The sequence below is a fragment of the Cellvibrio sp. PSBB023 genome (assembly GCF_002007605.1).
In the GTDB taxonomy this organism is placed as follows: domain Bacteria; phylum Pseudomonadota; class Gammaproteobacteria; order Pseudomonadales; family Cellvibrionaceae; genus Cellvibrio.
Genome location: NZ_CP019799.1, coordinates 668,622 through 691,996 on the forward strand (window position 1 = coordinate 668,622; position 23,375 = coordinate 691,996).

The 23,375-nt window shown below is 47.4% G+C and carries 19 protein-coding genes, 2 tRNA genes and 1 pseudogene; 18 read left to right on the forward strand and 4 right to left on the reverse strand.

All coding sequences use genetic code 11. The annotated features are described in order from the left end of the window. Positions 1–6: 6 nt before the first annotated feature. From B0D95_RS02970 to B0D95_RS02985, 4 genes are all read right to left on the reverse strand, one after another. On the reverse strand, positions 7–537 hold the full coding sequence (locus B0D95_RS02970) for a shikimate kinase (RefSeq protein ID WP_078042507.1): 531 nt from the start codon (positions 535–537) through the stop codon (positions 7–9). 119 nt (positions 538–656) lie between these two features. Further along, positions 657–1,109, reverse strand: coding sequence for a hypothetical protein (locus B0D95_RS02975; RefSeq protein ID WP_078042508.1), 453 nt, complete (start codon positions 1,107–1,109; stop codon positions 657–659). Next, the gene (locus tag B0D95_RS02980) at positions 1,102–1,416 is read right to left on the reverse strand and encodes a hypothetical protein (protein WP_078042509.1); all 315 of its coding nucleotides are present in this window, start codon (positions 1,414–1,416) and stop codon (positions 1,102–1,104) included. Before B0D95_RS02980 ends, B0D95_RS02975 begins: the two co-directional genes overlap by 8 nt. A 65-nt stretch (positions 1,417–1,481) precedes the next feature. Continuing rightward, positions 1,482–2,783 carry a DASH family cryptochrome gene (locus B0D95_RS02985; RefSeq protein WP_078042510.1) on the reverse strand — a complete coding sequence of 434 codons (1,302 nt, stop codon included), beginning with the start codon at positions 2,781–2,783 and terminating at the stop codon, positions 1,482–1,484. Positions 2,784–2,995: 212 nt separating this feature from the next. Between B0D95_RS02985 and B0D95_RS02990 the strand changes: the two genes are divergently transcribed. The 18 genes and pseudogenes from B0D95_RS02990 (at position 2,996) to B0D95_RS03075 (ending at position 23,370) form a co-directional block, all read left to right on the forward strand. Further along, positions 2,996–3,622, forward strand: coding sequence for a MotA/TolQ/ExbB proton channel family protein (locus B0D95_RS02990; RefSeq protein ID WP_078042511.1), 627 nt, complete (start codon positions 2,996–2,998; stop codon positions 3,620–3,622). 17 nt (positions 3,623–3,639) lie between these two features. Beyond that, on the forward strand, positions 3,640–4,065 hold the full coding sequence (locus tag B0D95_RS02995) for a biopolymer transporter ExbD (RefSeq protein WP_078042512.1): 426 nt from the start codon (positions 3,640–3,642) through the stop codon (positions 4,063–4,065). A 118-nt stretch (positions 4,066–4,183) separates the two neighbouring features. Then, complete coding sequence (gene lpxK, locus B0D95_RS03000) at positions 4,184–5,257, forward strand: tetraacyldisaccharide 4'-kinase (RefSeq protein ID WP_078042513.1); 1,074 nt, start codon at positions 4,184–4,186, stop codon at positions 5,255–5,257. A 28-nt stretch (positions 5,258–5,285) separates the two neighbouring features. Continuing rightward, the gene (gene kdsB, locus B0D95_RS03005; RefSeq protein WP_078042514.1) at positions 5,286–6,047 is read left to right on the forward strand and encodes a 3-deoxy-manno-octulosonate cytidylyltransferase; all 762 of its coding nucleotides are present in this window, start codon (positions 5,286–5,288) and stop codon (positions 6,045–6,047) included. Between the two features lie 20 nt (positions 6,048–6,067). Next, complete coding sequence (locus B0D95_RS03010) at positions 6,068–6,541, forward strand: low molecular weight protein-tyrosine-phosphatase (protein WP_078042515.1); 474 nt, start codon at positions 6,068–6,070, stop codon at positions 6,539–6,541. 46 nt (positions 6,542–6,587) lie between these two features. Further along, the gene (gene murB, locus B0D95_RS03015) at positions 6,588–7,604 is read left to right on the forward strand and encodes a UDP-N-acetylmuramate dehydrogenase (protein WP_078042516.1); all 1,017 of its coding nucleotides are present in this window, start codon (positions 6,588–6,590) and stop codon (positions 7,602–7,604) included. A gap of 277 nt (positions 7,605–7,881) precedes the next feature. Next, on the forward strand, positions 7,882–8,535 hold the full coding sequence (locus B0D95_RS03020) for a response regulator (RefSeq protein WP_078042517.1): 654 nt from the start codon (positions 7,882–7,884) through the stop codon (positions 8,533–8,535). A gap of 51 nt (positions 8,536–8,586) precedes the next feature. Further along, a pseudogene (gene uvrC, locus B0D95_RS03025) lies at positions 8,587–10,424 on the forward strand (excinuclease ABC subunit UvrC). 116 nt (positions 10,425–10,540) lie between these two features. Beyond that, on the forward strand, positions 10,541–11,095 hold the full coding sequence (pgsA, locus tag B0D95_RS03030; RefSeq protein ID WP_078042518.1) for a CDP-diacylglycerol--glycerol-3-phosphate 3-phosphatidyltransferase: 555 nt from the start codon (positions 10,541–10,543) through the stop codon (positions 11,093–11,095). Positions 11,096–11,211: 116 nt separating this feature from the next. After that, positions 11,212–11,285, forward strand: a tRNA-Cys gene (locus B0D95_RS03035). Positions 11,286–11,318: 33 nt separating this feature from the next. Further along, positions 11,319–11,405 (forward strand) — tRNA-Leu (locus tag B0D95_RS03040). Positions 11,406–11,723: 318 nt separating this feature from the next. Then, positions 11,724–15,170 carry a DEAD/DEAH box helicase family protein gene (locus B0D95_RS03045; protein ID WP_246841710.1) on the forward strand — a complete coding sequence of 1,149 codons (3,447 nt, stop codon included), beginning with the start codon at positions 11,724–11,726 and terminating at the stop codon, positions 15,168–15,170. Between the two features lie 33 nt (positions 15,171–15,203). After that, positions 15,204–16,760, forward strand: coding sequence for a class I SAM-dependent DNA methyltransferase (locus B0D95_RS03050; RefSeq protein WP_078042520.1), 1,557 nt, complete (start codon positions 15,204–15,206; stop codon positions 16,758–16,760). Further along, the gene (locus tag B0D95_RS03055) at positions 16,757–17,953 is read left to right on the forward strand and encodes a restriction endonuclease subunit S (RefSeq protein WP_210403673.1); all 1,197 of its coding nucleotides are present in this window, start codon (positions 16,757–16,759) and stop codon (positions 17,951–17,953) included. The genes B0D95_RS03050 and B0D95_RS03055 overlap by 4 nt, the downstream gene beginning before the upstream one ends. 1 nt (position 17,954) lies before the next feature. Then, positions 17,955–19,403 carry an AAA family ATPase gene (locus B0D95_RS03060; protein WP_078042521.1) on the forward strand — a complete coding sequence of 483 codons (1,449 nt, stop codon included), beginning with the start codon at positions 17,955–17,957 and terminating at the stop codon, positions 19,401–19,403. Next, positions 19,403–20,317 carry a hypothetical protein gene (locus tag B0D95_RS03065; protein WP_078042522.1) on the forward strand — a complete coding sequence of 305 codons (915 nt, stop codon included), beginning with the start codon at positions 19,403–19,405 and terminating at the stop codon, positions 20,315–20,317. The genes B0D95_RS03060 and B0D95_RS03065 overlap by 1 nt, the downstream gene beginning before the upstream one ends. A gap of 251 nt (positions 20,318–20,568) precedes the next feature. Next, positions 20,569–21,498 carry a DUF5655 domain-containing protein gene (locus B0D95_RS03070; RefSeq protein ID WP_078042523.1) on the forward strand — a complete coding sequence of 310 codons (930 nt, stop codon included), beginning with the start codon at positions 20,569–20,571 and terminating at the stop codon, positions 21,496–21,498. 30 nt (positions 21,499–21,528) lie between these two features. Then, positions 21,529–23,370 (forward strand): 3'-5' exonuclease, encoded by a 1,842-nt coding sequence (locus tag B0D95_RS03075; protein WP_078042524.1) that lies wholly within the window; start codon positions 21,529–21,531, stop codon positions 23,368–23,370. Positions 23,371–23,375 lie beyond the last annotated feature (5 nt).

Consider the following 23,375-nt stretch of genomic DNA (forward strand, 5'->3'; position numbering starts at 1 on the left):
GCTCGCTCAGGCATCCTCAGTGGTAAAGGCGTTGGCTTCCTGGCAAATAATTTCATCCACCAGTGTCTCAATCGGTTTTCCGGTGCAGTCAATCACTATATCGGCGTAGCGCATATACAGCGGGCGCCGCTCGGCAAATACTTCGTCAAAACCTTGATGGGCCGGGCGGGCGATGCCGCGGTTATCCATATTGTGGATACGCTGTTCCAGCTCATTCAGGGCAACATCCAAAAATACAATCGGGCCAAATTGTTTCAGGTGATGCATAGCGACTTCGCTATATACCGCACTGCCACCGGTAGCAATGACATGGTTGGGGTAGTGGGCATTGAGCAGGACTTTTTCCTCCTGCTCGCGCAGCGCCAGGTAACCTTGTTGGTGCAGAATATCCTGCAGGGTTTTGCGGTGTTCAAGTTGAATCAGCAAATCGGTATCGACAAAATCCTTCGCAAGGCTTTTCGCCAGCAGTAACCCCAAGGTGCTTTTGCCAGCACCGGGCATGCCAATCAAAATCAAACTTTGATGATAAGGGTTCATAGCCATGCTCCAGCATTTCAGCAAAGGAAAGGTCAGCACTCAAAACCATACCCGACACTATAGCCGAGAATCAGCAAGCCGGTGCGATTGCCCCGGTGTTTTCCCTCGTCGTGTCGGGTTTAAAGCAATTGGGTCTCGGCGCGTGAACTGCCGTGGAAAATGGCCACCAACGAGTAGCTGAAAAACGGGCTGTAACTCGCTAAAAAATCGCTCAGTAAAAATTTGACAGTTTCATTCAATGCATCAATGGATGCGCTGTTGCCGCTCTCTGCTGGATGCAACTGCGCACGTAGATCGGGGAATTGTGCCTGTATGGTGTGCGCACTGTCGCGCTGCTTGGTTGCATCGGTAACCACAACCTGCAGTTCTGCCGCCAGCGGGTTCCACTCGAACAACAAGTAGAGCGAATCATCGTCAATCGCAGTATCCAGCAGGCTTACGGCTTTAGCTGCACAATTTTCCAGTGCGCGCTTGAGGGCAGGCTGGTCATATCCATTAAAACAATTAAGGTAGGCGGTGCCTTGTGCGGATGACTGCTGTTGCCAGGGCGATAAAGTCACGATATTAGCCATTGCACAAGTCTTCAAACGCATCGACAACTGCCTCTTCATCCGCTTCGGATAATTCAGCCAAATCCATAATACAGGGTTCATTAATACCGAGAATTTCTTCGATATCTTCAAACGCCAATTCAGCAGCCAGGGCATGCTTGACGTAGTTTTTTACCGCTTGATGCAGCGCGGTTTCGTTATCGCGTGCAGCTTGCAGCTCTGCAACCGTTTGAGCCGTCAGCCAGTCGATAAATGCACTGCGATCAGCGTCCGAAGTGTTTGTGCTGGCGTTGTAAGAAGGGGGCGTGTCGTTGGGAGTTGTGCTCACAGTAATACCATTGCGTTAGTTAACAAGGTCGCCAGTATAAGGCTTTTCAGTGGATGGGCGATCCGTTATTTGCGCTCAGGTTCGCACCAGCGGCGGATAAACGCGCCTTCAGGATCATAGGTGTCGCGCTGTTTTTGGATATTAAATTCCCGTCGCCCACGGGGATCGGTGCCTACGCCCGCCAGATATTGCCAGTTGCCCCAATTGGCGGCGCAGTCGTAGTCGATCAGTTGTTGTTCAAACCAGGCAGCACCGTAACGCCAATCCACACCCAGTTGATTAATCAGGTAGCTCGCCACAATTTGTCGACCGCGGTTGCTCATCCAACCCGTGGCCGCCAGTTGTCGCATAAACGCATCCACAAAGGCATTGCCCGTATTCCCCGCGCACCAGGCGGCAAACGCCTCGGGGTAAAAACTCAACAAGGGATTTTTATTTTGTATGCCGCGCAAGGAAAACAGTGTTTTGCCTGCACGAAACGCCAGCCACTGAAAATACTCGCGCCAGAGCAATTCAAAATAAAGCCAGTAGGTGGATTCATTTGCACCGTATTGTTGTTCGTAGCCTTTAATAGCATGGGCCACTTGCCGGGCGGAAATACAACCCAGTGCCAACCAAGGGGATAATTTGGAGGAAAAATCCCAGCCGTCCAAACCATTGCGGGTATTTTTGTAGTTACCAAGCAGTTGCTGCTCGCCCAAAAAATAGTGCAGTTGCGCCAGCCCTGCGGCGCTGCCGCCCTGAAAGGGCAGACGGCGCTGATCCATGGGCTGTACTAACTGCTGCGCTTGCATAATCCCCACCCACTGATCCAATTCGCAGGGTGAGTCCACAATATGCAGCGGCTGGCGTAACGCCGGGGCGGGAGGCAGTGGGATGGTGCAAGGACGAGCTTCGACCTGTTTGCGAAATGTGGAGAAAACCATCGGCAAATCTGCCAGGGCAAAGGGCAGCTCAACGCGATCAAACAAGGTGAAGTTTTCATCGCAGCGCAGTGGGATATCAATTAACTCACGCAGGCGTTTTACATCCTGCTGTTCGTCGCTGCCGGGGTGTTCGCCTGTGGCGATGGTGCCAATGTCCCACTGCTCAATTAGCTCGGCTAATACTCTGGCTGGATCGCCCACCACCACAATCAAATCGCTACCTTGGACGCGCAGTTGTTGTCGCAATTGTTGCAGCGATTCCACTAAAAAATACTGGCGATAAATCCCCAGGCTTTTCTGTTGATAGCGCCATGGGTGCAGCCAGCGCTCGGGCAATACATAAACCCCAATTACGCGATCATTATTGGCGACCAAATGGCTCCAGCCGGGGTTATCCTGCAGGCGTAAATCGTAGCGAAACCAGTAAATTGCTGTGCGCATGGTGTATCCCCAAGTGTTTGCGCTTCATACGCAAACCCGGCGTTTAGCAATCATTGGGCAGCACAAAAATTATTTTGCATCGCTCAAAACTTCTTCACACATTTAACGTCTATTAGCCCGGCCCCCATGGCAAGGGCAGGATCTTGTGGTAATGTACGCCGCACTTGGAGCCAGGGGCTCATTGGGTTTGGATAATAAAGAGGACGGTTTCTGTGGTTGAGATATTTCTGGCTGGCGGTATTTTGATGTGGCCTATTCTGGCCTGTTCCTTAATTGTGATTGCAATCAGTGCCGAGCGTTATTGGACACTTAACCCTGCCAAAATCGCCCCTAAAACCTTGTTGGCACAAGTCTGGAGCTGGATTAAAAACAACCAGCTGGATGCCACCAAATTGCGCGAACTCAAACAATCCTCACCCCTCGGGCAAATTCTTGCAGCAGGTTTGAGCAACTCCAAACACGGACGCGAAGTGATGAAAGACTCGGTACAAGAAGCCGCCAGTCAGGTCATCCACGACTTGGAACGCTACGTTAATATTCTCGGCACCATTGCCAATGTTGCTCCCTTGATGGGGCTACTGGGTACGGTGTTCGGCATGATTCAGGTATTTAATGCCATCATGATTCAGGGCTCTGGCAACACCGGGGTACTCGCGGGTGGTATTTCTGTTGCGCTCTACACAACAGCCGCCGGTTTGATGGTGGCTATTCCTGCCATGATTGCACATCGCTTTTTCCAGCGCCGTATCGACTCCATTGTTGTGACCATGGAAGAAGAGGCAATCAAACTGGTTGATGCATTGCACAGCGATCGTCGTGTCGATGTGAAACTGGTTTAAGGGCGCGGGGTCGCAACGTGAAATTTCGTCGCCAAAAAACGGAAGATGAAGGCATCAACCTGACACCATTGATTGATGTGGTGTTCCTGCTGTTGATTTTCTTCATGGTATCAACCACCTTCACTAAAGAGACGCACCTGAGTGTGGACCTGCCGGAAGCCGTGGGTGAGCAGAGTAGTGAATTGCCAAAACAGATTGAAATTCTGATTAACAGCGACGGCAGCTACTCGGTCAATGGCTTGGCGCTGGTGAATAATAAAGGGGCAACCCTCAAATCGGCGCTGGAAAAAACGGCTGAAGGCGATAATCAACTGCCGCTGGTCATTACTGCCGATGCAAAAACTCCGCATCAAGCGGTTGTTCAAGCCATGGATGTGGCTGGTCAATTGGGCTTTGCGCGCTTGAGCATCACCACACGCCAGCCGGAACCTGAAAAAGACTAGTAACTCAGTTACAATTCGCGCTGGTTTTTCACTAATGCCAGGCAATCCCGCAGGGCTTTTGTATTCACCATGCAAAAGCCCTTTCCATTTCTGCGATACAGGTTGATAGGTTCTTACCGTGCACTCCTCTCCGCCCACCCATCCATCCGCCGCCCACCCGCGCACTGCCAAAGCCGATAGCTGGCAAGCTGCTTGGTATGGCACAAGGCGTTGGAGTTTTTGGCTGTTGCCACTGAATTGGTTGTTTGTTCTGGCGTCGGCGGTGCGCCGTTATGCTTTGCTTCGCTGGCAACAAAAAACGCTGGCAACACCGGTGATTGTGGTGGGTAATATCTCTGTGGGCGGCACGGGCAAAACGCCTTTATTGATTGCGCTGGTTAAATGGTTGCAGGCGCAGGGTTATACCCCCGGTGTGGTCAGCCGTGGTTACGGTGGCCGCGCAGAAACCTATCCTTATTTGCTCAGTGCCCAGAGTACTGCAGCCCAAGCGGGCGATGAGCCGGTTACCATCTACCAACAAACAGGCTGTGCGGTATGCGTGGGGCCGGATCGTCTGGCTGCTGCGCGTATGTTGGAGGATCAGGGCTGCGACCTGCTGCTGAGCGATGATGGTTTGCAGCATTATCGTTTAGGACGCGATATTGAAATCGCCGTGGTTGATGGGCAGCGTGGCCTTGGCAATGGCTGGCGCCTGCCAGTTGGCCCCTTGCGTGAACCCATCAGTCGTTTGGCGACAGTGGACTGGGTAATCGTGAACTCGCCCTCAGCGGATTTTGCTGTGCCGGGGTTGGCCGACCTGTACTTTATTCCCATGCAGATTCAACCCCATGCGCTGGTCAATCTGAGTACGGGTGCAGCTCATGATGTGTCGTTACTCGCGGCGCAATCGGTGAATGCCGTTGCCGGTATTGGCAACCCGCAGCGGTTCATCAACACTCTGGCGGAATCTGGCATAACTGCGCAATTGCACGCTTTCCCCGATCACCATGCCTATACCGCCAGCGACTTTGCGTTTGCCAATCAGTGGCCGCTGGTCATGACGGAAAAGGATGCCGTTAAATGCAAAGCTTTTGCCCAACCCGATTGGTATTACCTGACGATTAACGCGTGTTTGTCCGATGCCTTCTGGTCGGCTTTTGCGCAGCGTATCGAACGGGTAATGGAACAGAAAAAATCCCGTTTCGGGGTGTAATTTTTTATTCAGACAGTGGAATCCTGCTATGCGTTTTTATGTTGTTATTCCCGCTCGCTACGCTTCAACCCGTTTGCCTGCCAAACCTTTAAAGGAAATCGCAGGCAAACCCATGATTCAACATGTGTACGAGCGCGCCTGCGAAAGTGCCGCCACTGAGGTGGTGATTGCAACTGATGATGCGCGTATTGAAGCGGTTGCCAAGGCTTTTGGTGCTCGCGTATGCATGACCTCTGCTGCGCACAATTCAGGTACAGATCGCCTGCAAGAAGTGGTCGCGCAACTACAGTTAAACGATGACGACATTGTTGTAAACGTGCAAGGCGATGAGCCGCTGATTCCACCGGCAGTGATTAATCAGGTCGCAGAAAATATCGCCAACAACCGTTTTGCCAGCATGGCCACCTTGAGCGAGCCCATCCATTCGCTGGAAGATTTTCGCAACCCGAATATTGTAAAAGTCGTTGCTGATCACGCGGGTAAAGCGCTGTATTTTAGTCGTGCGCCTATTCCTTGGGCGCGCGATCACTTTGCGCAGGCAGATGTAACTAGTTTGCCGCAGGATTTCCCCGCCCAGCGCCATATTGGTATCTATGCCTATCGTGTGGCGCTGTTAAATCGCTTTATTACCTGGCCCCAGGCGCAACTGGAAAAAATTGAATCCCTGGAGCAATTGCGTGTGTTGGCAAACGGTGAAGCGATTCATATTGCCGAGGCCTGCGCTGCGGTGCCCGGCGGTGTAGACACCGAAGCAGATTTGGTGCGCGTAAAAGCCTTATTGGAAGCTTAATCGAGATCTGGTACTGACCTATGACCAATGTTTTATTTGTGTGTTTGGGAAATATTTGTCGTTCTCCTACCGCCGATGGCATCTTTCGCGAGTTAGTGGCGAATGCGCGGTTGGATCAAAAAATTATTGTCGACTCGGCGGGCACGGGCGATTGGCATGTGGGTAAAGCGCCTGATACTCGCACTGTCGCAGCCGCACGCAAACGCGGTTACGATCTGTCGGTATTGCGCGCGCGCCAAGTTAATGCGCGCGACTTTGATGAGTTTGATTATGTACTGGCGATGGATGATGCCAATCTGGCGGATTTACAGCGCCTCAAACCTGCGCATTTTACTGGTCATTTAGGCTTGTTTTTGGAGTTTGGTTCTCGAGGCGATTATCGCGAAGTGCCAGATCCTTACTATGGCGGCAGCGATGGTTTTGAACTGGTACTGGATTTGGTCGAAGACGCCGCGCAAGGTTTACTGAATCATATTCGCCAGCGTCTCTACTGATCGGGTTTGTATGCCCCGCAATTTCTGTGTTTAAGGTGATAAGGCTGTGCCACTTTTTTTACCCCATTTTAATTTACAAAAGCTCAATACCCTCGCTGTTCCTGCAGTGGCGGATTATTTTGTCGCCGTGCATAACGACGATGAGCTGCGCGAAGCGTTAGCATTTGCGCGCACGGAAAACTGTCCGTTACTACTGCTTGGTGGCGGCAGTAATATTGTGTTGCGCGACGATTTTCCCGGCGTTGTTATCCAGCTTAAATCCCAGGGTAAAGAAGTGGTTGCCGAAACCGATGACCATGTATGGTTAAAAGTGGCAGCCGGTGAAAATTGGCATCAGCTGGTGCAATACACCCTGGATAATGCGCTTTATGGTTTGGAAAATTTATCGCTCATTCCTGGTAGTGTTGGTGCAGCACCGATTCAAAATATCGGCGCCTATGGCGTAGAAGTGAAAGAGCTTATTACCGAATTGAGTGCGCTTGAAATTCGCTCAGGCATTGTGGTGAATTTCACTAATGAAAGCTGCCAGTTTGGTTATCGCGACAGTATTTTCAAGCAATCACTTAAGGATCAATACGTCATTACCTCGGTGACTTTCCGGCTGAATAAAACGGCGCATGTAAACTTGTCTTACCCGGCATTGCGCGATGCATTACGGGATATCGAAACTGTAACACCACAAGCGGTGAGCGATGCGGTTATTGCGATTCGTCAATCCAAGCTGCCAGACCCGGCGATTATCCCCAATGTTGGCAGCTTCTTTAAAAACCCCATCATCAGTAGCGAACAACTGCATGTGTTGCGTGCGAACTTTCCAGACATAGTGAGTTATCCAGTGGATAGCCACCGCGTAAAACTGGCGGCTGGCTGGCTGATTGATCGCGCTGGCTGGCGTGGTAAAGCCGCTGCCGGTGCGCAGGTTCACGCGCAGCAAGCGCTGGTACTGACTAACCCAGCAAAAGCATCGGGTGCCACTGTACTGGCCTTGGCCGAATACATTCAGCAGTCGGTAGCTGAACAATTTGGCGTGGTGTTGGAAATGGAGCCGCGGATTTATCCTTGATATTTAGCAGCCGCAATGACTCGCCATCTATCATTCCTCTGGTCGATTATTGCGCTATTTCTTCATGGATCATTTAGTCTTCATAACTAAAAGACAAATTAAACGCCTTAAAAAGCGATTATTGGTATTTAAGAAAGCACAAACCTGCCATTAAATAGTGGTAGTTTGCTCAGAGTCTCACTACAATCGATAAAAATGTGGCAGTAAAAACCCTGAGTATTCATGCCGCTTTATAAAAACAATTGTTAAAGGGTCCGGTTTCGGATTGGGGGCTAGTTTGACAAAGATTCTCGTAGTCGATGATCACGATCTAGTTCGCATGGGGATAGTGCGTATGTTAGCCGACGTAGAAGGCTATCAAGTGGTTGGGGATGCCAAGAGTGGTGAAGAGGCCGTAACCAAGGCGCGCATATTGAAGCCTGACGTTGTGTTGATGGATGTAAAAATGCCCGGCATGGGCGGCCTTGAAGCAACCAAAAAACTACTGACCGTGAATCCGGTGATTAAAATTATTGCCGTTACCGCGTGTGACGATGACCTTTACCCGACTCGATTGATGCAGGCGGGGGCAGTGGGCTACGTCACCAAGGGCGCTGAATTTACCGAAATCACCGATGCCATTAATAAGGTGATTCGCGGTGATCTCTATATGAGTAATTCCATTGCGCAGCAACTGGCGTTACGGACTTTCTCGGGCGCCAATAATCAGGAGTCACCGTTTGAAAAGCTCTCCCAGCGTGAACTGCAAACGGCGATGCTGATTGCCAATGGTCAAAAGGTAAATGATATAGCCAATACCTTTTGTGTCAGCCCGAAAACAGTCAATTCTTACCGTTACCGCATTTTTGAAAAGCTCTCCATCAACAGCGATGTTGAATTGACCTTGTTGGCGGTAAAGCACAATCTTCTTGACCCGGAAGCAGTCGTGTAAACGGCTGCTGTTTCCTTCCCCTGAGCAGTCGTTTTGGCAGATAGTGTTCCGATGACGCAAGAGTGCGCCGATCTTTTTGATCATTCCCGTTTTTTAGCCAATACCACCCAGCAGCCGGGCATTTATCAAATGTTTGGTGCCGATGGTGGCATTTTGTACGTAGGCAAAGCCAAAAATCTTAAGGCGCGCCTGTCCAGCTATTTTCGTAAAACCGGATTAACGCCCAAAACCCAGGCACTGGTAGCGCGGATTGCACGTATCGAGGTGACAGTCACTGCGAGTGAAACTGAGGCGCTGATTCTTGAACAGAACCTCATTAAATCCAATCGCCCGCCTTACAATATTTTGCTGCGTGACGATAAATCCTACCCCTATATTTTTATTTCCAGCGGCGAGGATTACCCGCGCATATCCTTTCATCGCGGCGCCAAAAAAAAGCGCGGCGACTATTACGGCCCCTTTCCCAATGTGGGTGCGGTGAAAGAAAGCCTGAATTTTTTACAAAAAACATTTCGCACGCGTCAGTGCGAGGACAGTGTATTTAAAAATCGTACACGGCCTTGCTTGCAATACCAAATCAAGCGCTGCACCGCCCCCTGTGTGGATTTCATCTCCCCGAGGATTACCAAAAAGACCTGCATCACACCCGGCTCTTTTTAACGGGTAATAGCGATAAGTTGCTGAGCGAGCTGGCGGATCAAATGGATGTGGCCGCACAGCAATTGCAATTTGAAAAGGCGGCCGCTTACCGCGATCAAATCACCGCTTTGCGCACTGTGCAGTCCCAGCAGGTAATTGAAGAGGGTAATGGCGATATCGATATTATTGCCGCCGAGATGCGCGCCGCCGCCATTTGTGTGCATATTTTGTTTGTGCGTCAGGGCAGGATATTGGGCAGTCGCAGTTTTTACCCGGCGGCCACGCTTGCAGAAACCCCGGCAGATATTCTCGCGGAGTTTATCCCCCAGTTTTATCTGGCAAGCGCCGGGCGTGAAATCCCGCGCGAAATCATTGTGAGCCAACCATTGGATGAGGTGGATGTAATCAGCGCGGCGTTGCAACAGTCAGCAGGGCGGCAGGTATTTATCAATCACCAGGTGCGACGTCATCGCACCCAATGGCTGCAAATGGCAACAACGGCCGCGCAGCAAAACCTGGTTGCCCATATCAATAATAAAAAGAGTTCGCTGGATAGGTTTGTTGCCTTGCAGGAGGCATTGGGATTGGATGAAACACCCCAGCGGATGGAATGTTTTGATATCAGCCACAGCAGCGGTGAATTAACCGTAGCCAGCTGTGTGGTGTTTGATACTAATGGTCCCCTCAAGTCAGATTATCGTCGTTTCAATATAGACGGCATTACACCCGGCGATGATTATGCCGCTATGGAGCAGGCGCTAACGCGGCGCTATACCCGCCTGCAAAATGGCGAAGGCAAGCTGCCGGACATTTTGTTAATTGACGGTGGCAAAGGGCAGCTCGGTAAGGCAATTGAGGTGCTAGGTGAACTAGGCGTGCAGGGCGTACAACTGATTGGTGTAGCCAAGGGAACAACCCGCAAAGCCGGATTTGAAACCCTGTTCGATGGTGAAACCGGCGACGAGATTGTCCTGCCGGGAGATTCCCCTGCGCTGCACTTGATCCAGCATATCCGCGACGAATCCCATCGCTTTGCTATTACCGGGCATAAGCAGCGTCGCGACAAAAAACGCAAAACATCGACCCTGGAAGACATTCCCGGCATAGGTGCAACGCGCCGTCGCGAATTGCTTCGTCACTTTGGTGGCCTGCATGAAATACAAAATGCCAGCATCAATGACCTTGCCCGCGTCAACGGCATCAGTCAAAAGCTGGCTGAGGAGATTCATGGGTTTTTCCATAGCGACTAGGGTGAGGTAAGAGGGGTAAAATCCTGCTTCACCCGTCTCACAGGATGTGAAATCTATGTTGCTGGTGTATTATCTCTGCCGGTTATATGACTTCAAGCGACACCCGAGACCTCTCTATGAATCTTGCCAACCAATTGACGTTGATGCGGATATTTATGATTCCGCTATTTGTGTTTGTCTTTTATCTCCCTTTTGGTTGGTCACATATTGTTACTGCAATCATCTTCAGTGTTGCAGCAATCACCGACTGGGCCGATGGTTACGTCGCGCGTAAATACAATCAAAGTACCCCTTTTGGTGCCTTCCTTGACCCGGTAGCAGACAAACTGATGGTGGCTATCGCCTTATTGCTATTGGTTACTTTGCATCATGATTCTGCCTGGTTTGTCGTTGCCGCTGCGGTGATTGTCGGGCGTGAAATAGTGATTTCTGCATTGCGTGAATGGATGGCCGAAGTAGGGCAGAGAGCCAGTGTGGCGGTATCCGGTATAGGCAAGGTAAAAACCACCCTGCAAATGACCGCGATTATAGTGCTGCTCATGAATGTGCCGCTACTCATGCCCTTGGGGTTTATCGCCTTGGCGGGCGCCGCGGCCCTGACCCTGTGGTCCATGGTGCTCTATCTGCGCGCTGCCTGGCCGTTTTTATTGCCCGCAAAGGATCAAAAATAACGGCTTTTTAAGCGACTTGAGTAGTATTTAAACAATCCGCAAAAAACCTTATAACCACCCGTATAAAAGACTAGGATTTTTAAAATGAGTCCGCTAGAATTGCGGCCTCTCAAAATGGCGCGATAGCAAAGCGGTTATGCGTCGGATTGCAAATCCGTTGAGCCCGGTTCGACTCCGGGTCGCGCCTCCATTTTTCTTTTACTTACCGAAGTAAAAGCACTCTGCCCGAGTGGTGAAATCGGTAGACACAACAGATTTAAAATCTGTCGATCTTTTGGTCGTGCCGGTTCAAGTCCGGCCTCGGGCACCATGTTTAATCCAGTAATATTCCTGAATACATAAAAACCGCCCTGACAGGTTCAGGGCGGTTTTTTTTGGTCTTTTATCTTTCAGCATCTACAACAATTTCATTACAGCTCAGCAGCAATCACCACGTTCAATGCAGATTGGCGTGGATTAGGTTGATACTTGCGTCAATTCACAAAACGGTTACTATCGAGCTTTCGCACGGCTTTCAGTGAATGATGTGCGAATCAAAAGCTACAACATCCAATAATACTTGGCGCGGCTCCGACCCTTTTTGCTCAAGGTGTGGCAGGGCTGGGTTGTCATGGAAAGAATATTATTTATGCAATCATTAAACTTCGAGCAGCTTCGACCTTACTGGCCTGATTTGGCTAGCCTTGGCGGTCATGCAGAAAAGTACGCGTTTGATGACCCGCAAAGTGCGCTCATCAAGTTACGCTGCTTTGCGGAATTGATGGTGGGTATTGTCTACCGCGAGTTTCGCTTGCCCAGTCAACCGACTGATAAATTTGTAGATCGCCTGCAAGCCGCTGTATTCACCGCTGCGGTTGATAAATCCATCCTCGATAAATTTCACGCGATTCGCAAAGTCGGCAATAGCGCCGCGCACGATGGCAAATTTGCCAAGGGCGATAGCCTGTGGTTGCTAAAAGAAGCACACATTCTCAGCTACTGGTTGTTACTATCCACCCAGCCGCGCGATCAAGTTGTGGTGCAGCCTTTTGTATCGCCCGCGCATCTCCAAGAAAAACCGAATCCCAAAAAAGCCGAAGAGCATCAAGCGCGCTTAGAGCAAGCCCTTGCAGAATTAGAAGCAGCAAAAGCGGCTGAAGAAGCGGCAGTGCGTGAAAATGCTAAATTAAAAATCCAGCTTACCGAGGCGGAGCAAGCTAAATTCCAGCACGCCAGTGCGGTCGCCAAAAACAGTTTGGAATTGAACGAGGCAGAAACCCGCCGCCGCATGATCGATACCGAATTGTATTCACGCGGTTGGGATGTTGATTTAGTGCACGGCAAAAATACCGCCGAAGTCACCCGCGAAGAAAAAGTGGACGGCCAGCCAACGGCTTCAGGTGTTGGTTACTGCGATTACGTTTTATGGGATGACAACGGCAAACCGCTCGCGGTGATCGAAGCCAAGCGCACCCGCGAAAATGTCGAAAAAGGTCGCCAGCAAGCCATTCTCTATGCGGATGCCCTGGAGAAAAAATTCGGTCAGCGCCCAGTGGTGTTCTACACCAATGGCTATGAGATTTATATTTGCGATGATGCCCAAGGCTATCAACCGCGCAAACTCTACAGCTATTACAGCAAAGAAAGTCTGCAATATTTAATTCGCCAGCGTAGCGAGAAAAAGCCCTTAGCCACTACGCCGATTCGCATCGACATTGCCGGGCGCGATTACCAAATCGAAACCATTACCCGCGTGTGCGAACGCTTTAGCCAGAACTACCGTAAAGCGCTGGTAGTGCAGGCAACCGGTACGGGTAAAACCCGCGTCTCCATCGGCCTGACCAAACGCATGATCGATGCCGGGTGGGCCAAGCGCGTATTGTTTTTATGCGACCGCAAAGAGCTGCGCAAACAAGCGGGCAAAGCCTACACCGAGTACCTTACCGAGCCGGCGTACATTGTGGGCAAAAGCAAAAAAGTTGATGTGACCAATGCGCGCATTTACGTTGCCACTTACCCCGGTATGATGGGCATTATGGAAGAGTTCGATCCCGGCTTTTTTGATTTGATTATTGCCGACGAATCCCATCGCTCCATCTACAACGTGTATGGCGATATTTTTAAATACTTCGATGCCTTGCAATTGGGTTTGACTGCCACACCGGTAGAAATGATTAGCCGCTCCACCAGCCAATTGTTCGGCTGCGAATACAAATTACCCACGGCGAATTATCCGCTGGAAAAAGCCGTGGAAGACAAAAACCTTGTGCCCTTTAAAGTTGTCAGCCACACCACGCAATTTTTGCGCGAAGGTATTCAAGCAAAATCCCTGAGCGACGAACAAATCGCCGCCCTGGAAGATCAGGGCTTAGACCCGAACGAATTGGATTTCGATGCAAAGGAAATCGATAAGGCGGTTTACAACAAAGACACCAACCGCGCGATTCTGCGCAATCTAATGGAAAACGGCCTGCGCATGGCCGATGGCCAAACACTCGGCAAATCCATGATTTTTGCACGCAATATTCAGCATGCAGAATTGCTGGCGCAACTTTTTGGTGAGATGTACCCCAATTACCTAAAAGAAACCCAAGGCAATTTCTGCCGCGTGATTCACTCCAAATACGAGCGCGCCGAAGAATTAATCGATGACTTCAAATTAAACGATGGCAGCAGCAAGCAAGTCACCATCGCCATTTCGGTGGATATGCTGGATACCGGTATCGATGTGCCAGAAGTGCTCAACTTGGTCTTTGCCAAGCCGGTGAAATCCAAAGTGAAGTTTTGGCAAATGGTAGGGCGGGGCACGCGCCTGTGTGAACATTTGTTTGGCAAAGATAAACACAAAACCAAATTTCTGATTTTTGATCACTGGGGAAACTTTGATTACTTCGCGGTAGAGCATGAGGAAGAAGAGCAGCGCCAGAGTAAATCCGTTGCGCAAAAATTATTTGAAGCGCGCGTTAATTTTGCGACCGATGCATTAGCGTTGGGCGACCTGCCCAAGTTTGAAAAAATGGTCATGCTCATCAAGCAAGATATAGATGCGCTGGATGACAATTGCATCGCCATTAAAGACAACTGGAAACTAAAACACGAGTTCGGCACCTTGGCTGTGCTCAATTCATTTGCGCCCGCTACACGCAAAGTGCTGTTAGACAATATCGCGCCCTTAATGCAGTGGCGCAATATTCAAGGGCAGGGTGATGCGCTGGCCTGGGATCAGGATGTGCTCGCCGTCCAACACGCCTGGCTGAACCACCCTGAATTGCAAGATCAAACCAAAGATCGTTTGCTCCACAAAGTCAAAACCTTGCAAATGCACCTCAACCAACTGCGCCCCAAGGCACCAATTGTCAATGCCATCCAGCAAGACAGTTATTGGGATCTCAAGAATTTTGATGAGCTGGAAAAAGCCCGCACCGAATTGCGCGGCGTTATTCATCTGCATAATCCTGGCGCTAAACCGCCAGCAGCGCCCATCACCATTTACGATATTCCAGAGCATGCCGATAAGTTCGAAATTAAAGAACTGAAAACCAATATCCGCACTGTGGATTATGAAATCTACCGGCAAGAAGTAGAGAAAACCCTGGAGCCGTTATTTAACCAAGACCCGGTTCTGCAAAAAATTCGCGCCGGTGAGCCAGTCACAGAGGAAGAGTTAAACCAGCTCAATGCCTTGGTGCATACGCAAAATGCGCGGGTGGATTTAAAACTCCTGAAAGAGTTCTACCCGGAATCCTCCCTAGGGGTAGATCAGCTCTTGCGCACCATTATCGGGTTGGATGAGCAAGCCATTCGCAAACGTTTTGAAATTTTTGTGCAGCAGCATCACATCAGCCTGAATGCGTTGCAGCAGCGCTTTTTGGAATTATTAAAAAGTGAAATCTGTCGCACCGGCCAGATGAGCATTAGCCGCTTGTATGAGCAGCCCTTTATTGCCCTGCACCAAGACGGTGTAGACGGTTTATTTAAAGAAGAACAAGCGCAACTGATTGCCAATTTTATCAGCGACTTCGCGTTAGAGCTTGGCAAAAAGCAAGCGCAAGTACAGCAACAAAATCCCCAAGTACCCAGTTCCTATTCGAACTGAGTTATTAACCCTAACACCTTATTGAGACACCTGATGATCACCGGTCAACTGAAAAACAAAATCGATAAACTTTGGGAAGAATTCTGGACGGGCGGCGTAGCCAACCCGCTAACGGTTATCGAGCAAATTACCTTTTTAATGTACGCGCGCCTGCTGGATATGAACGAAACCAGCGACGAGAAAAAAGCGCTGCGTACTAAAAAACCGTTCAAGCGTCGCTTTAATGATGAGCAGCAACATATTCGTTGGCAAAATTTAATTCATATCGAATCTGCCGATAAATTATTGGTGCTGGTGCGCGATGAACTATTTCCCTATTTCAAAAGCACCGCCGATGGCAACAGCTTGTTTGCCGAATTTATGAAAGATGCACAGCTGATGGTACAAAAGCCCTCACTGCTGATGAAAGCCATCACCATGGTGAATGAGTTGCCCTTGGACAAAGGCGATACCAAAGGTGATTTGTACGAATACTTGTTAAGTAAACTCACTACGGCAGGCATTAACGGCCAGTTTAGAACGCCGCGTCACATCATCCGCGCCATGGTGGAGCTAATGGACCCAAGTGCCGATGACCGCATTTGCGACCCCGCCTGCGGCACAGCCGGTTTTTTAAGTAATGCCTACGAATTTATTCTGCAAAAATACAGTTCGCCCGCAGGCACGATCACTGAAAAGGTGATTAATGAAAAAGGCGAGGAAGAAATTCAAACGCTGTATACCGGTGATTTGCTGGGCGATCAGCGCAGCCATGTGGATACCGATATGTTCCATGGCTTCGATTTTGACGCAACCATGTTGCGCATTGCCGCCATGAATTTGGTCATGCACGGTGTAGCGGAGCCGGATATTCACTATCAGGATACCCTCAGCCAACGCTTTGCCGAGCGTCACCCACAAGCGGCCAATGAAGGTTTCGATATCATCCTCGCCAACCCGCCGTTTAAAGGCAGTTTGGATGAAGAAGACGTAGCGCCAGAATTACTGCGTTTGGTAAAAACCAAAAAAACCGAATTGTTATTTGTCGGGTTAATTCTGCGCATGCTAAGAACCGGTGGCCGCGCCGCCGTGATCGTGCCAGACGGCGTACTCTTCGGCTCCAGCAAAGCCCACCAACAATTGCGTGAAGAACTGATCGAGCGTAACCAGTTAGAAGCCATCATCAGCTTGCCCTCGGGCGTATTCAAACCCTACGCCGGTGTCAGTACCGCGATTATGATTTTCACCAAAGGCGGTGAAACCGATCAAGTATGGTTTTACGATTTAGCGGCAGACGGCTACTCGCTAGACGACAAGCGTACACCCATTCAAGACAACGACCTGCCAGATTTAATTGCGCAATACGAAAAATACCGCAAAGCCCGCGAAGCAGGCAAAAGCACCAAAGCCTGGAGCGATAAAAAACAAAAAGCCTTCTTGGTGGATAAAGCCGCAATCGCCGAACAGAAATACGACCTCAGCATAAACCGCTACAAAGAAGTGGTTTACGAAGAGCAAAGCTACGCACCGCCAAAAGAAATTCTGAAAGAGCTTAAAAAGCTTGAGCAAGAAATCATGCAGGATTTGTATGAGTTGGAGGCGATGCTGTGAGTTGGCCTTTGGTGAAATTGGGAGATATTTTCGATATTACTTCCAGTAAACGAGTGCATGAAAAGGACTGGCGTAGTGAGGGTGTTCCTTTTTATCGAGCAAGAGAAGTTGCTGTTCTTTCGAGAGAAGGAATAGTCGATAACGAACTATTTATCGATGAATCCATGTATGAAGAATTTAAGCATAAATATGGCATTCCCAAAGAGGGCGATCTACTAGTTACCGCTGTTGGAACTTTGGGGAAAATATATGCAGTCAAAGCGCATGATCGCTTTTATTTTAAAGATGCAAGTGTTATCTGGCTGAGAAAGAAGTCTGAGGTCGATACTTCATATGTTTGGCACGCCTTAAATAGCGTCGAAGTGCAACGTTTCATACAAAACTCCAGTGGTGCAACAGTTGGTGCATACACAATTAGCAGGGCGAATGAAACTGAAATCCCTCTACCCCCATTAGAAGAACAAAAACGCATCGCCGCCATCCTCGACAAAGCCGATGCCATCCGCCGCAAACGCCAACAAGCCATAAAACTCGCCGACGATTTCCTTCGCTCCGTGTTTTTAGAAATGTTTGGTGATCCGGTGAGTAATTCTAAAGGATGGAATGAATATGTTTTGACAGATGTGGCTGATATCCGTTCAGGAGTAACTAAAGGGAAAATAATAGATTTAAATAGATCCGTTACACTCCCTTATTTGAGAGTAGCTAATGTTCAGGATGGGTATTTGGATCTGTCTGAAATTAAGAATATCGTAGTCTCAGAAAATGATGCTAAAAAATGCATTCTTAAAAAAGGCGACATCCTGCTTACGGAGGGAGGTGATCCCGACAAGTTAGGGCGTGGTTATGTGTGGAATGATGAAATCGAGAGATGTATCCATCAGAATCACATTTTTTCAGTGCGAATTAAAGTTTCTAATAAAAAAATTGTTTACCCTGAATTTTTAAGTGCTTTGATATCCTCTCAGCGAGGAAAACGTTATTTTCTCAAGGTGGGAAAACAGACTACTGGCATCGCTACAATAAATAAAACTGTTTTGGGCGAGTTCAGAATATTTATCCCGCCTATGGAATTGCAAGATAAATATATAAGAGTAAAAAATGCAATAAAACATCAGTCTGAGCTTTTCAGTAAGGGTGATTTAAATTTGTTTGCTTCCTTAAGTCAGCGATGTTTTTCCGGAGATATTTGAAATGCTTATAAAAAAATTAAAGTTAACCAATTTTAAAGGAATCAAATCAACAGTAACCATTCCTTTGGCTCCTATTACGTTGCTTTTTGGAGGTAACAGTTCTGGTAAAAGCACTATTTTGCAATCTTTTTTATACTTATATGAAATATTAATTAATAAAAATCTTGATCCGATAAAATCATTCAAGCAGGGTGCGAGTTGTTATTTAAATGGATTTGAAAACTTGGTCCATGGAAAAGACCTTGATAATGTGATTTCTATTGAGGTTGAGCTTGATACAACCGATGTTATCTTGCACTCCTACTTAAGTGATACAGAGGAATTGTATATATCGGATTCAATTGAATCATCCGATGGCTTTCAATTAAATGAGCCAAGTTTAGCTTCGATGAGCATAAAGTTAGATATTGCTGGCGGTTCTGATGGTGTTCCATATATAAAAAGAACTGAAATATTTTTGAATGGTGAATTGTTTGCAGCAATATCACGAGAAGATTTGAGCAAACAGATATGGTTGGTGCTAAATCCAGAGTGTATTGAAAAAATGAATGAATACTACGGTGACCCATCGATATCTCAAATAGTTGCTGATGGGGTCGGAGGTGACAGTTTCATATATTTAGATAAGCTCGATTCTGCGGTTCCCAATGCCGATTTTCGGCTTTCAATTAACAAGAATAGTTGGACTGACACCGGAAATTTTGGAAATAATCCATACATTGGCAAGTTAGTTTTGGAAGTGATATTGAGTCAAATAATTTGTGGGCCTTTTAAAGTTCTTATAAAAGAATTAACAAAATTGATACATATTGGTCCAGTCAGAGTTGTTCCGCCAATAGGGTATGCACCCAATAAAGAGCCAAACGATTGGTATTCGGGGCTTGCGGGATGGGATAAATTTGCTTTTTCAGATGATAATTTTAAGTTAAAAGTAAATGAATGCTTTGGGGAAAAAGGGCTTTTATCAAAATATCAATTTGCTTCTCATGGCTTTTATAATCATGTGAAAGTTATTGATAAGGTAATGGATATTGCTCATGAACCTATGGAGCTAGGTATTGGAGTTTCACAAATATTTCCTTTTATAGTTGCCGCCGCTGATAAAAGTTTCTCTTTTATTTCCGTGGAGCAACCCGAGCTACATATCCATCCTGGATGGCAGCTTATTATTGCAGATTTGATAATTAAATCAGTTAAGGAAAATCCCAATAGGCTTTTTTTAATCGAAACTCATAGCGAACATTTAATGCTTAGATTACTTAATCGAGTGCGAGAAAATGAAAACGATGGTGCTGACTTAAAAATTGATCCAGATATTATAAGTGTTGTTTGTGTTTATCCAGATGAAAATGGAAGACCGTATTATCAAAGGCAAAGAATTTTGCCTGATGGTGATTTTGAGTTAGATTGGCCTGAAGGATTTTTTGAAGAACGATATAAGGAGGTTTAATGATACGGGAATATGCTGTTAATCCAGAAGTTATATGTTCGAGTGTGGAAATCCTCCAGCGTTTTTTTTCTGATTTTGGTGCTGATAAAGGGCGAGTTATCGGCGCGATTCCTCATCAGTGGTATAGAGATATTGAGCGTCGAATCCAGTTATTGGGCTTGACTACGATCGCAAAAAGAAAGTGTTTTGACAATCTTAGAAGTTTTGAGAAGTCCTCGCTCGTTAAAAGAGATGGTAAACCTCTTGACGCCCATACTTGGGTAGAAAAGGCAAAATTACTTAATGGTCAGGAGATTTTTGAAGGGATACTAAGTGATCAAGTCTCAGTGGATGAAAAATTATACGACTACCGAAACATGTTAGAGAGCGTGCCTGCTGATTGGGATATTGAGCAAACCAAATCTGTTCAAAGGGATGCTTTACTAATTTCAAGCGCAATCGAAAAGTCATTAAGATTTTCTAATAGGCCTGTTCTATTTATAGATCCTTATTTTGATCCTCTACATGAAGACTCTAGAACGCCGATAATAAATTGTATTAGTTCAATTACCGCAGGACGGTTCGGCTTAAAAAAAATATTTATCCATACCTGCGAACAGCAAGATATCGATTATCGACGTAGGAAAATAAGAACGGATATTGAACGTGGTATGAATGAATGCGTGCAGCCCTTATTGCCACAAGGTTTTGAGGTCGAACTTTGGGTATGGCCCAATAATTACATTCATGACCGTTTTGTAATTACTAATCATGTTGGATATGCGTACGGTCATGGTTTAAGTGCAGCTCAATTCCAGGATGCAATTCAAGTAAATATAAATCGGATTTCCGAATCGGCGAGGCAGTTTGAGTATAGGCGTTTTTCTACAGCCGCTGGACGGCTTGGAGATGAAATTTTCATTGTTGGAGCATAAACCCTAGAAAATTTTATGTGAGTACAGCATGGAATTTGGAAGTGAATAAAGCTTTGAGTCAATTGTGGGTTGGAAGAGCCATAGGTGCCTTCCTACAGTTTTCAAAGCAGCCTCTGAGATTCCAATTTTTTTGATTCTGCACTGATTCATTAGAGTGAAGGCTTGGCTGAAAAGGTAAATGGCCAATGCCTTTAATAATTAACGAATGCCTATCAATTTGCCTCGCTCAATATGGCGGAGATACTTGACCTGTGAGTGATATAAAACTGTTTTCAATAAATGGCCAATCAGCTCAAGAGTTAGAGGCCAAAACAGCAGTATTAGAAAAGGATCTGCAACACCATATCGAGCGGCATATGGAGGTGTTGCTGGGTGTTCGTTTTCTGGCGACTGAATACAGCACCGGCAAAACTCATAAAGGGCGAATTGATTCATTAGGGTTGGACGAAAACAGTTGTCCGGTAATTGTGGAGTACAAGCGTCACACCAATGAAAATGTGATTAACCAAGGACTGTTTTATCTGGATTGGCTTTTGGATCACCAAGCTGAATTTAAGTGGTTGGTGATGGAAAGTTTGGGTAAAGAAACCGCTGAGGCTATCGAGTGGAATGGTACACGCTTGATTTGCATCGCTTCCGATTTCAATAAATACGACGAACACGCAGTGCAGCAAATCAATCGTAATATTGAGCTGATGCGCTACCGTTATTTTGGCGCTGACTTGTTGTTACTAGAGCTTGTGAATGCACAAACAGTTGCTCAAATAATTGGATCATCTAGTGATGAAAGCGGACGAAGAACGGCTGCTTCTGCCAGCAGAGACAAAACTCAAGGCGAGCGCTTAGCAGAAGCATCACCTGAATTAGTCGAATTGTTTCAAGCGGTTTGCAGCTACTCCGAACAACTGGGCGATGAAGTCCAGCGCAAAGAGCTAAAGCTCTATACCGTATTCAAACGTATCCGCAATTTTATGTCTGTGGTTGTTATGCCAGGAAAAAACGACCCCAAGCTATTGGTCTACCTAAAACTCCCCGGCGAATCTGCCAATGAGGATGGCTTCACTCGAAATGTTACCAATATAGGTCACTGGGGAACCGGCGACTTTGAAGTAATCATTCGCAACCAAAACGATTGGTTAAAAGCGAAAGATTTGATTTTGCAGAGTTATGAAGCGAGTTAATTTAATACCTCATAAAAATTTAATCACCTTATGGCCACAATTCTTCCCAATATAAATTCCAGCTCCACCAAAATGACCACCGGCGAACGCCGGTTTGGGCAGCGGTTGGAGAAATTTTTAGAGGATGATTACCTCTGCTGGTTTGATGTTCCGGTGGGGGATGCGCGGCGCTATCCAGATTTTATTATTTTGCATCCGGGCCGTGGCTTATTGTTTTTAGAAGTGAAGGATTGGAAGTTGCCGACCATCCAATCCATGAATCACCAAACCTTTACATTGCTGACGCCAAACGGCGTTATTAATCAGCCCAATCCTATTGAACAGGCGCGTCAGTGTGCTTATCAAGTGGTGAATAAATTAAAGCGCGATAAAGCCTTGGCGCAACCGGAAGGAAAACATAAAGGTGGGTTGGTGTGTCCTTATGGTTACGGTGTGGTATTCACCAATATTTCCCGTAAACAATTGCAGGCTGCATTAGGTGAGGATGGCGAATCGGTATTACCTGCACATTTGGTGATTTGTCAGGATGAAATTCTGGAAAAATGCGACTCGGAAGAATTTCAGCAGCGTTTATGGAGCATGTTTAATTATCAATTCCCGCAAAAATTAAGCCTGCCGCAAATTGATCGTATTCGCGCGCACTTGTTTCCTGAGATTCGCATTGGCGCAGGAACGATAGATTTATTTGCATCGCCAACGGATGACAGCATCAAGCCGGTTGATGTCCCCGATATTGTAAAAGTCATGGATATGCAGCAAGAACAGTTGGCGCGTAGCTTTGGAGAAGGGCATCGCGTTGTGCATGGGGTAGCTGGTTCCGGTAAAACATTGATTCTTGGTTTTCGCTGTTGGTATTTGGCACAAACCCAATCCAAACCTATTTTAGTACTGTGCTACAACATGTCCCTGGCGGCCAAGCTGCGTGTGTTTATTCGCGATAAAGGCATAGTAGAGCAGGTGCAGGTTTATCATTTTCATGATTGGTGCGGCCAGCAGTTGCGTAGCTACCATGTGGATACCATTAAAAGCGATGCGCCTGTGTGGGAGCGGCAGGTGTTGAGTGTGATTCAGGGGGTAGAGCAGGGGTTAATTCCGCGCGCGCAATATGGCGCGGTGTTGATTGACGAGGGGCACGATTTTGAAGCTGAATGGTTAACGCTCATCGTGCAGATGATCGACCCGGAAACGAATTCACTGCTTCTGCTTTATGACGACGCACAATCCATTTACAAAAAGAAAAATAGCTTGAGCTTTACGTTATCCAGTGTTGGCATTCAAGCGCGCGGTCGCACCAGCATTCTCAAATTAAATTACCGCAATACCCGTGAGATACTCCATTTTGCGTTTGATTTTGCTAAAGACTACTTGCAAGAAAAGGATGCCGACGAAGATTCGGTGCCGCTGGTTAAACCGGAAATGGCGGGTAAATCCGGTACTGTACCGGTGTTTCGGTTGTTGCCTAATCGCACACAGGAATTGGCATTTATTCGTGCTTGCTTACAGAAATGGCACGACGATGGTGTTGCCTGGTCTGATATGGTAGTTATTTATTGCCATCACCAGTTCGGTGAAGCCTTATTGCGCGAACTCAACCAATACGCTATTCCTGCTATTTGGATGGGCGACAAGAAAAACCGCCGTAACTACGACCCAGCGGAAAATAAAGTGTTATTAGTTACTCGCCAAAGCAGCAAAGGCTTGGAATTTCCTCGCGTAATAGTCGCAGGCTTAGGCAGCTTAAACGATGATGACGACACTAAGCCTGAAGAAGCGCGTTTGTTGTATGTTGCTATGACACGTGCGCAGGAATATTTGTTATTGACTGCCTCGAATAATAATCATTATACGCAGCAGTTTTCTGTAGGAAGTTAACATAA

What these genes read in the sequence shown, in the direction of transcription:
- B0D95_RS02970 (WP_078042507.1), bottom strand. Translation starts at nt 537, where the DNA reads ATGAACCCTTATCATCAAAGTTTGATTTTGATTGGCATGCCCGGTGCT.
- B0D95_RS02975 (WP_078042508.1), bottom strand. Translation starts at nt 1,109, where the DNA reads ATGGCTAATATCGTGACTTTATCGCCCTGGCAACAGCAGTCATCCGCA.
- B0D95_RS02985 (WP_078042510.1), bottom strand. Translation starts at nt 2,783, where the DNA reads ATGCGCACAGCAATTTACTGGTTTCGCTACGATTTACGCCTGCAGGAT.
- kdsB (WP_078042514.1), top strand. Translation starts at nt 5,286, where the DNA reads ATGCGTTTTTATGTTGTTATTCCCGCTCGCTACGCTTCAACCCGTTTG.
- B0D95_RS03010 (WP_078042515.1), top strand. Translation starts at nt 6,068, where the DNA reads ATGACCAATGTTTTATTTGTGTGTTTGGGAAATATTTGTCGTTCTCCT.
- pgsA (WP_078042518.1), top strand. Translation starts at nt 10,541, where the DNA reads ATGAATCTTGCCAACCAATTGACGTTGATGCGGATATTTATGATTCCG.
- B0D95_RS03045 (WP_246841710.1), top strand. Translation starts at nt 11,724, where the DNA reads ATGCAATCATTAAACTTCGAGCAGCTTCGACCTTACTGGCCTGATTTG.
- B0D95_RS03050 (WP_078042520.1), top strand. Translation starts at nt 15,204, where the DNA reads ATGATCACCGGTCAACTGAAAAACAAAATCGATAAACTTTGGGAAGAA.
- B0D95_RS03060 (WP_078042521.1), top strand. Translation starts at nt 17,955, where the DNA reads ATGCTTATAAAAAAATTAAAGTTAACCAATTTTAAAGGAATCAAATCA.
- B0D95_RS03065 (WP_078042522.1), top strand. Translation starts at nt 19,403, where the DNA reads ATGATACGGGAATATGCTGTTAATCCAGAAGTTATATGTTCGAGTGTG.
- B0D95_RS03075 (WP_078042524.1), top strand. Translation starts at nt 21,529, where the DNA reads ATGGCCACAATTCTTCCCAATATAAATTCCAGCTCCACCAAAATGACC.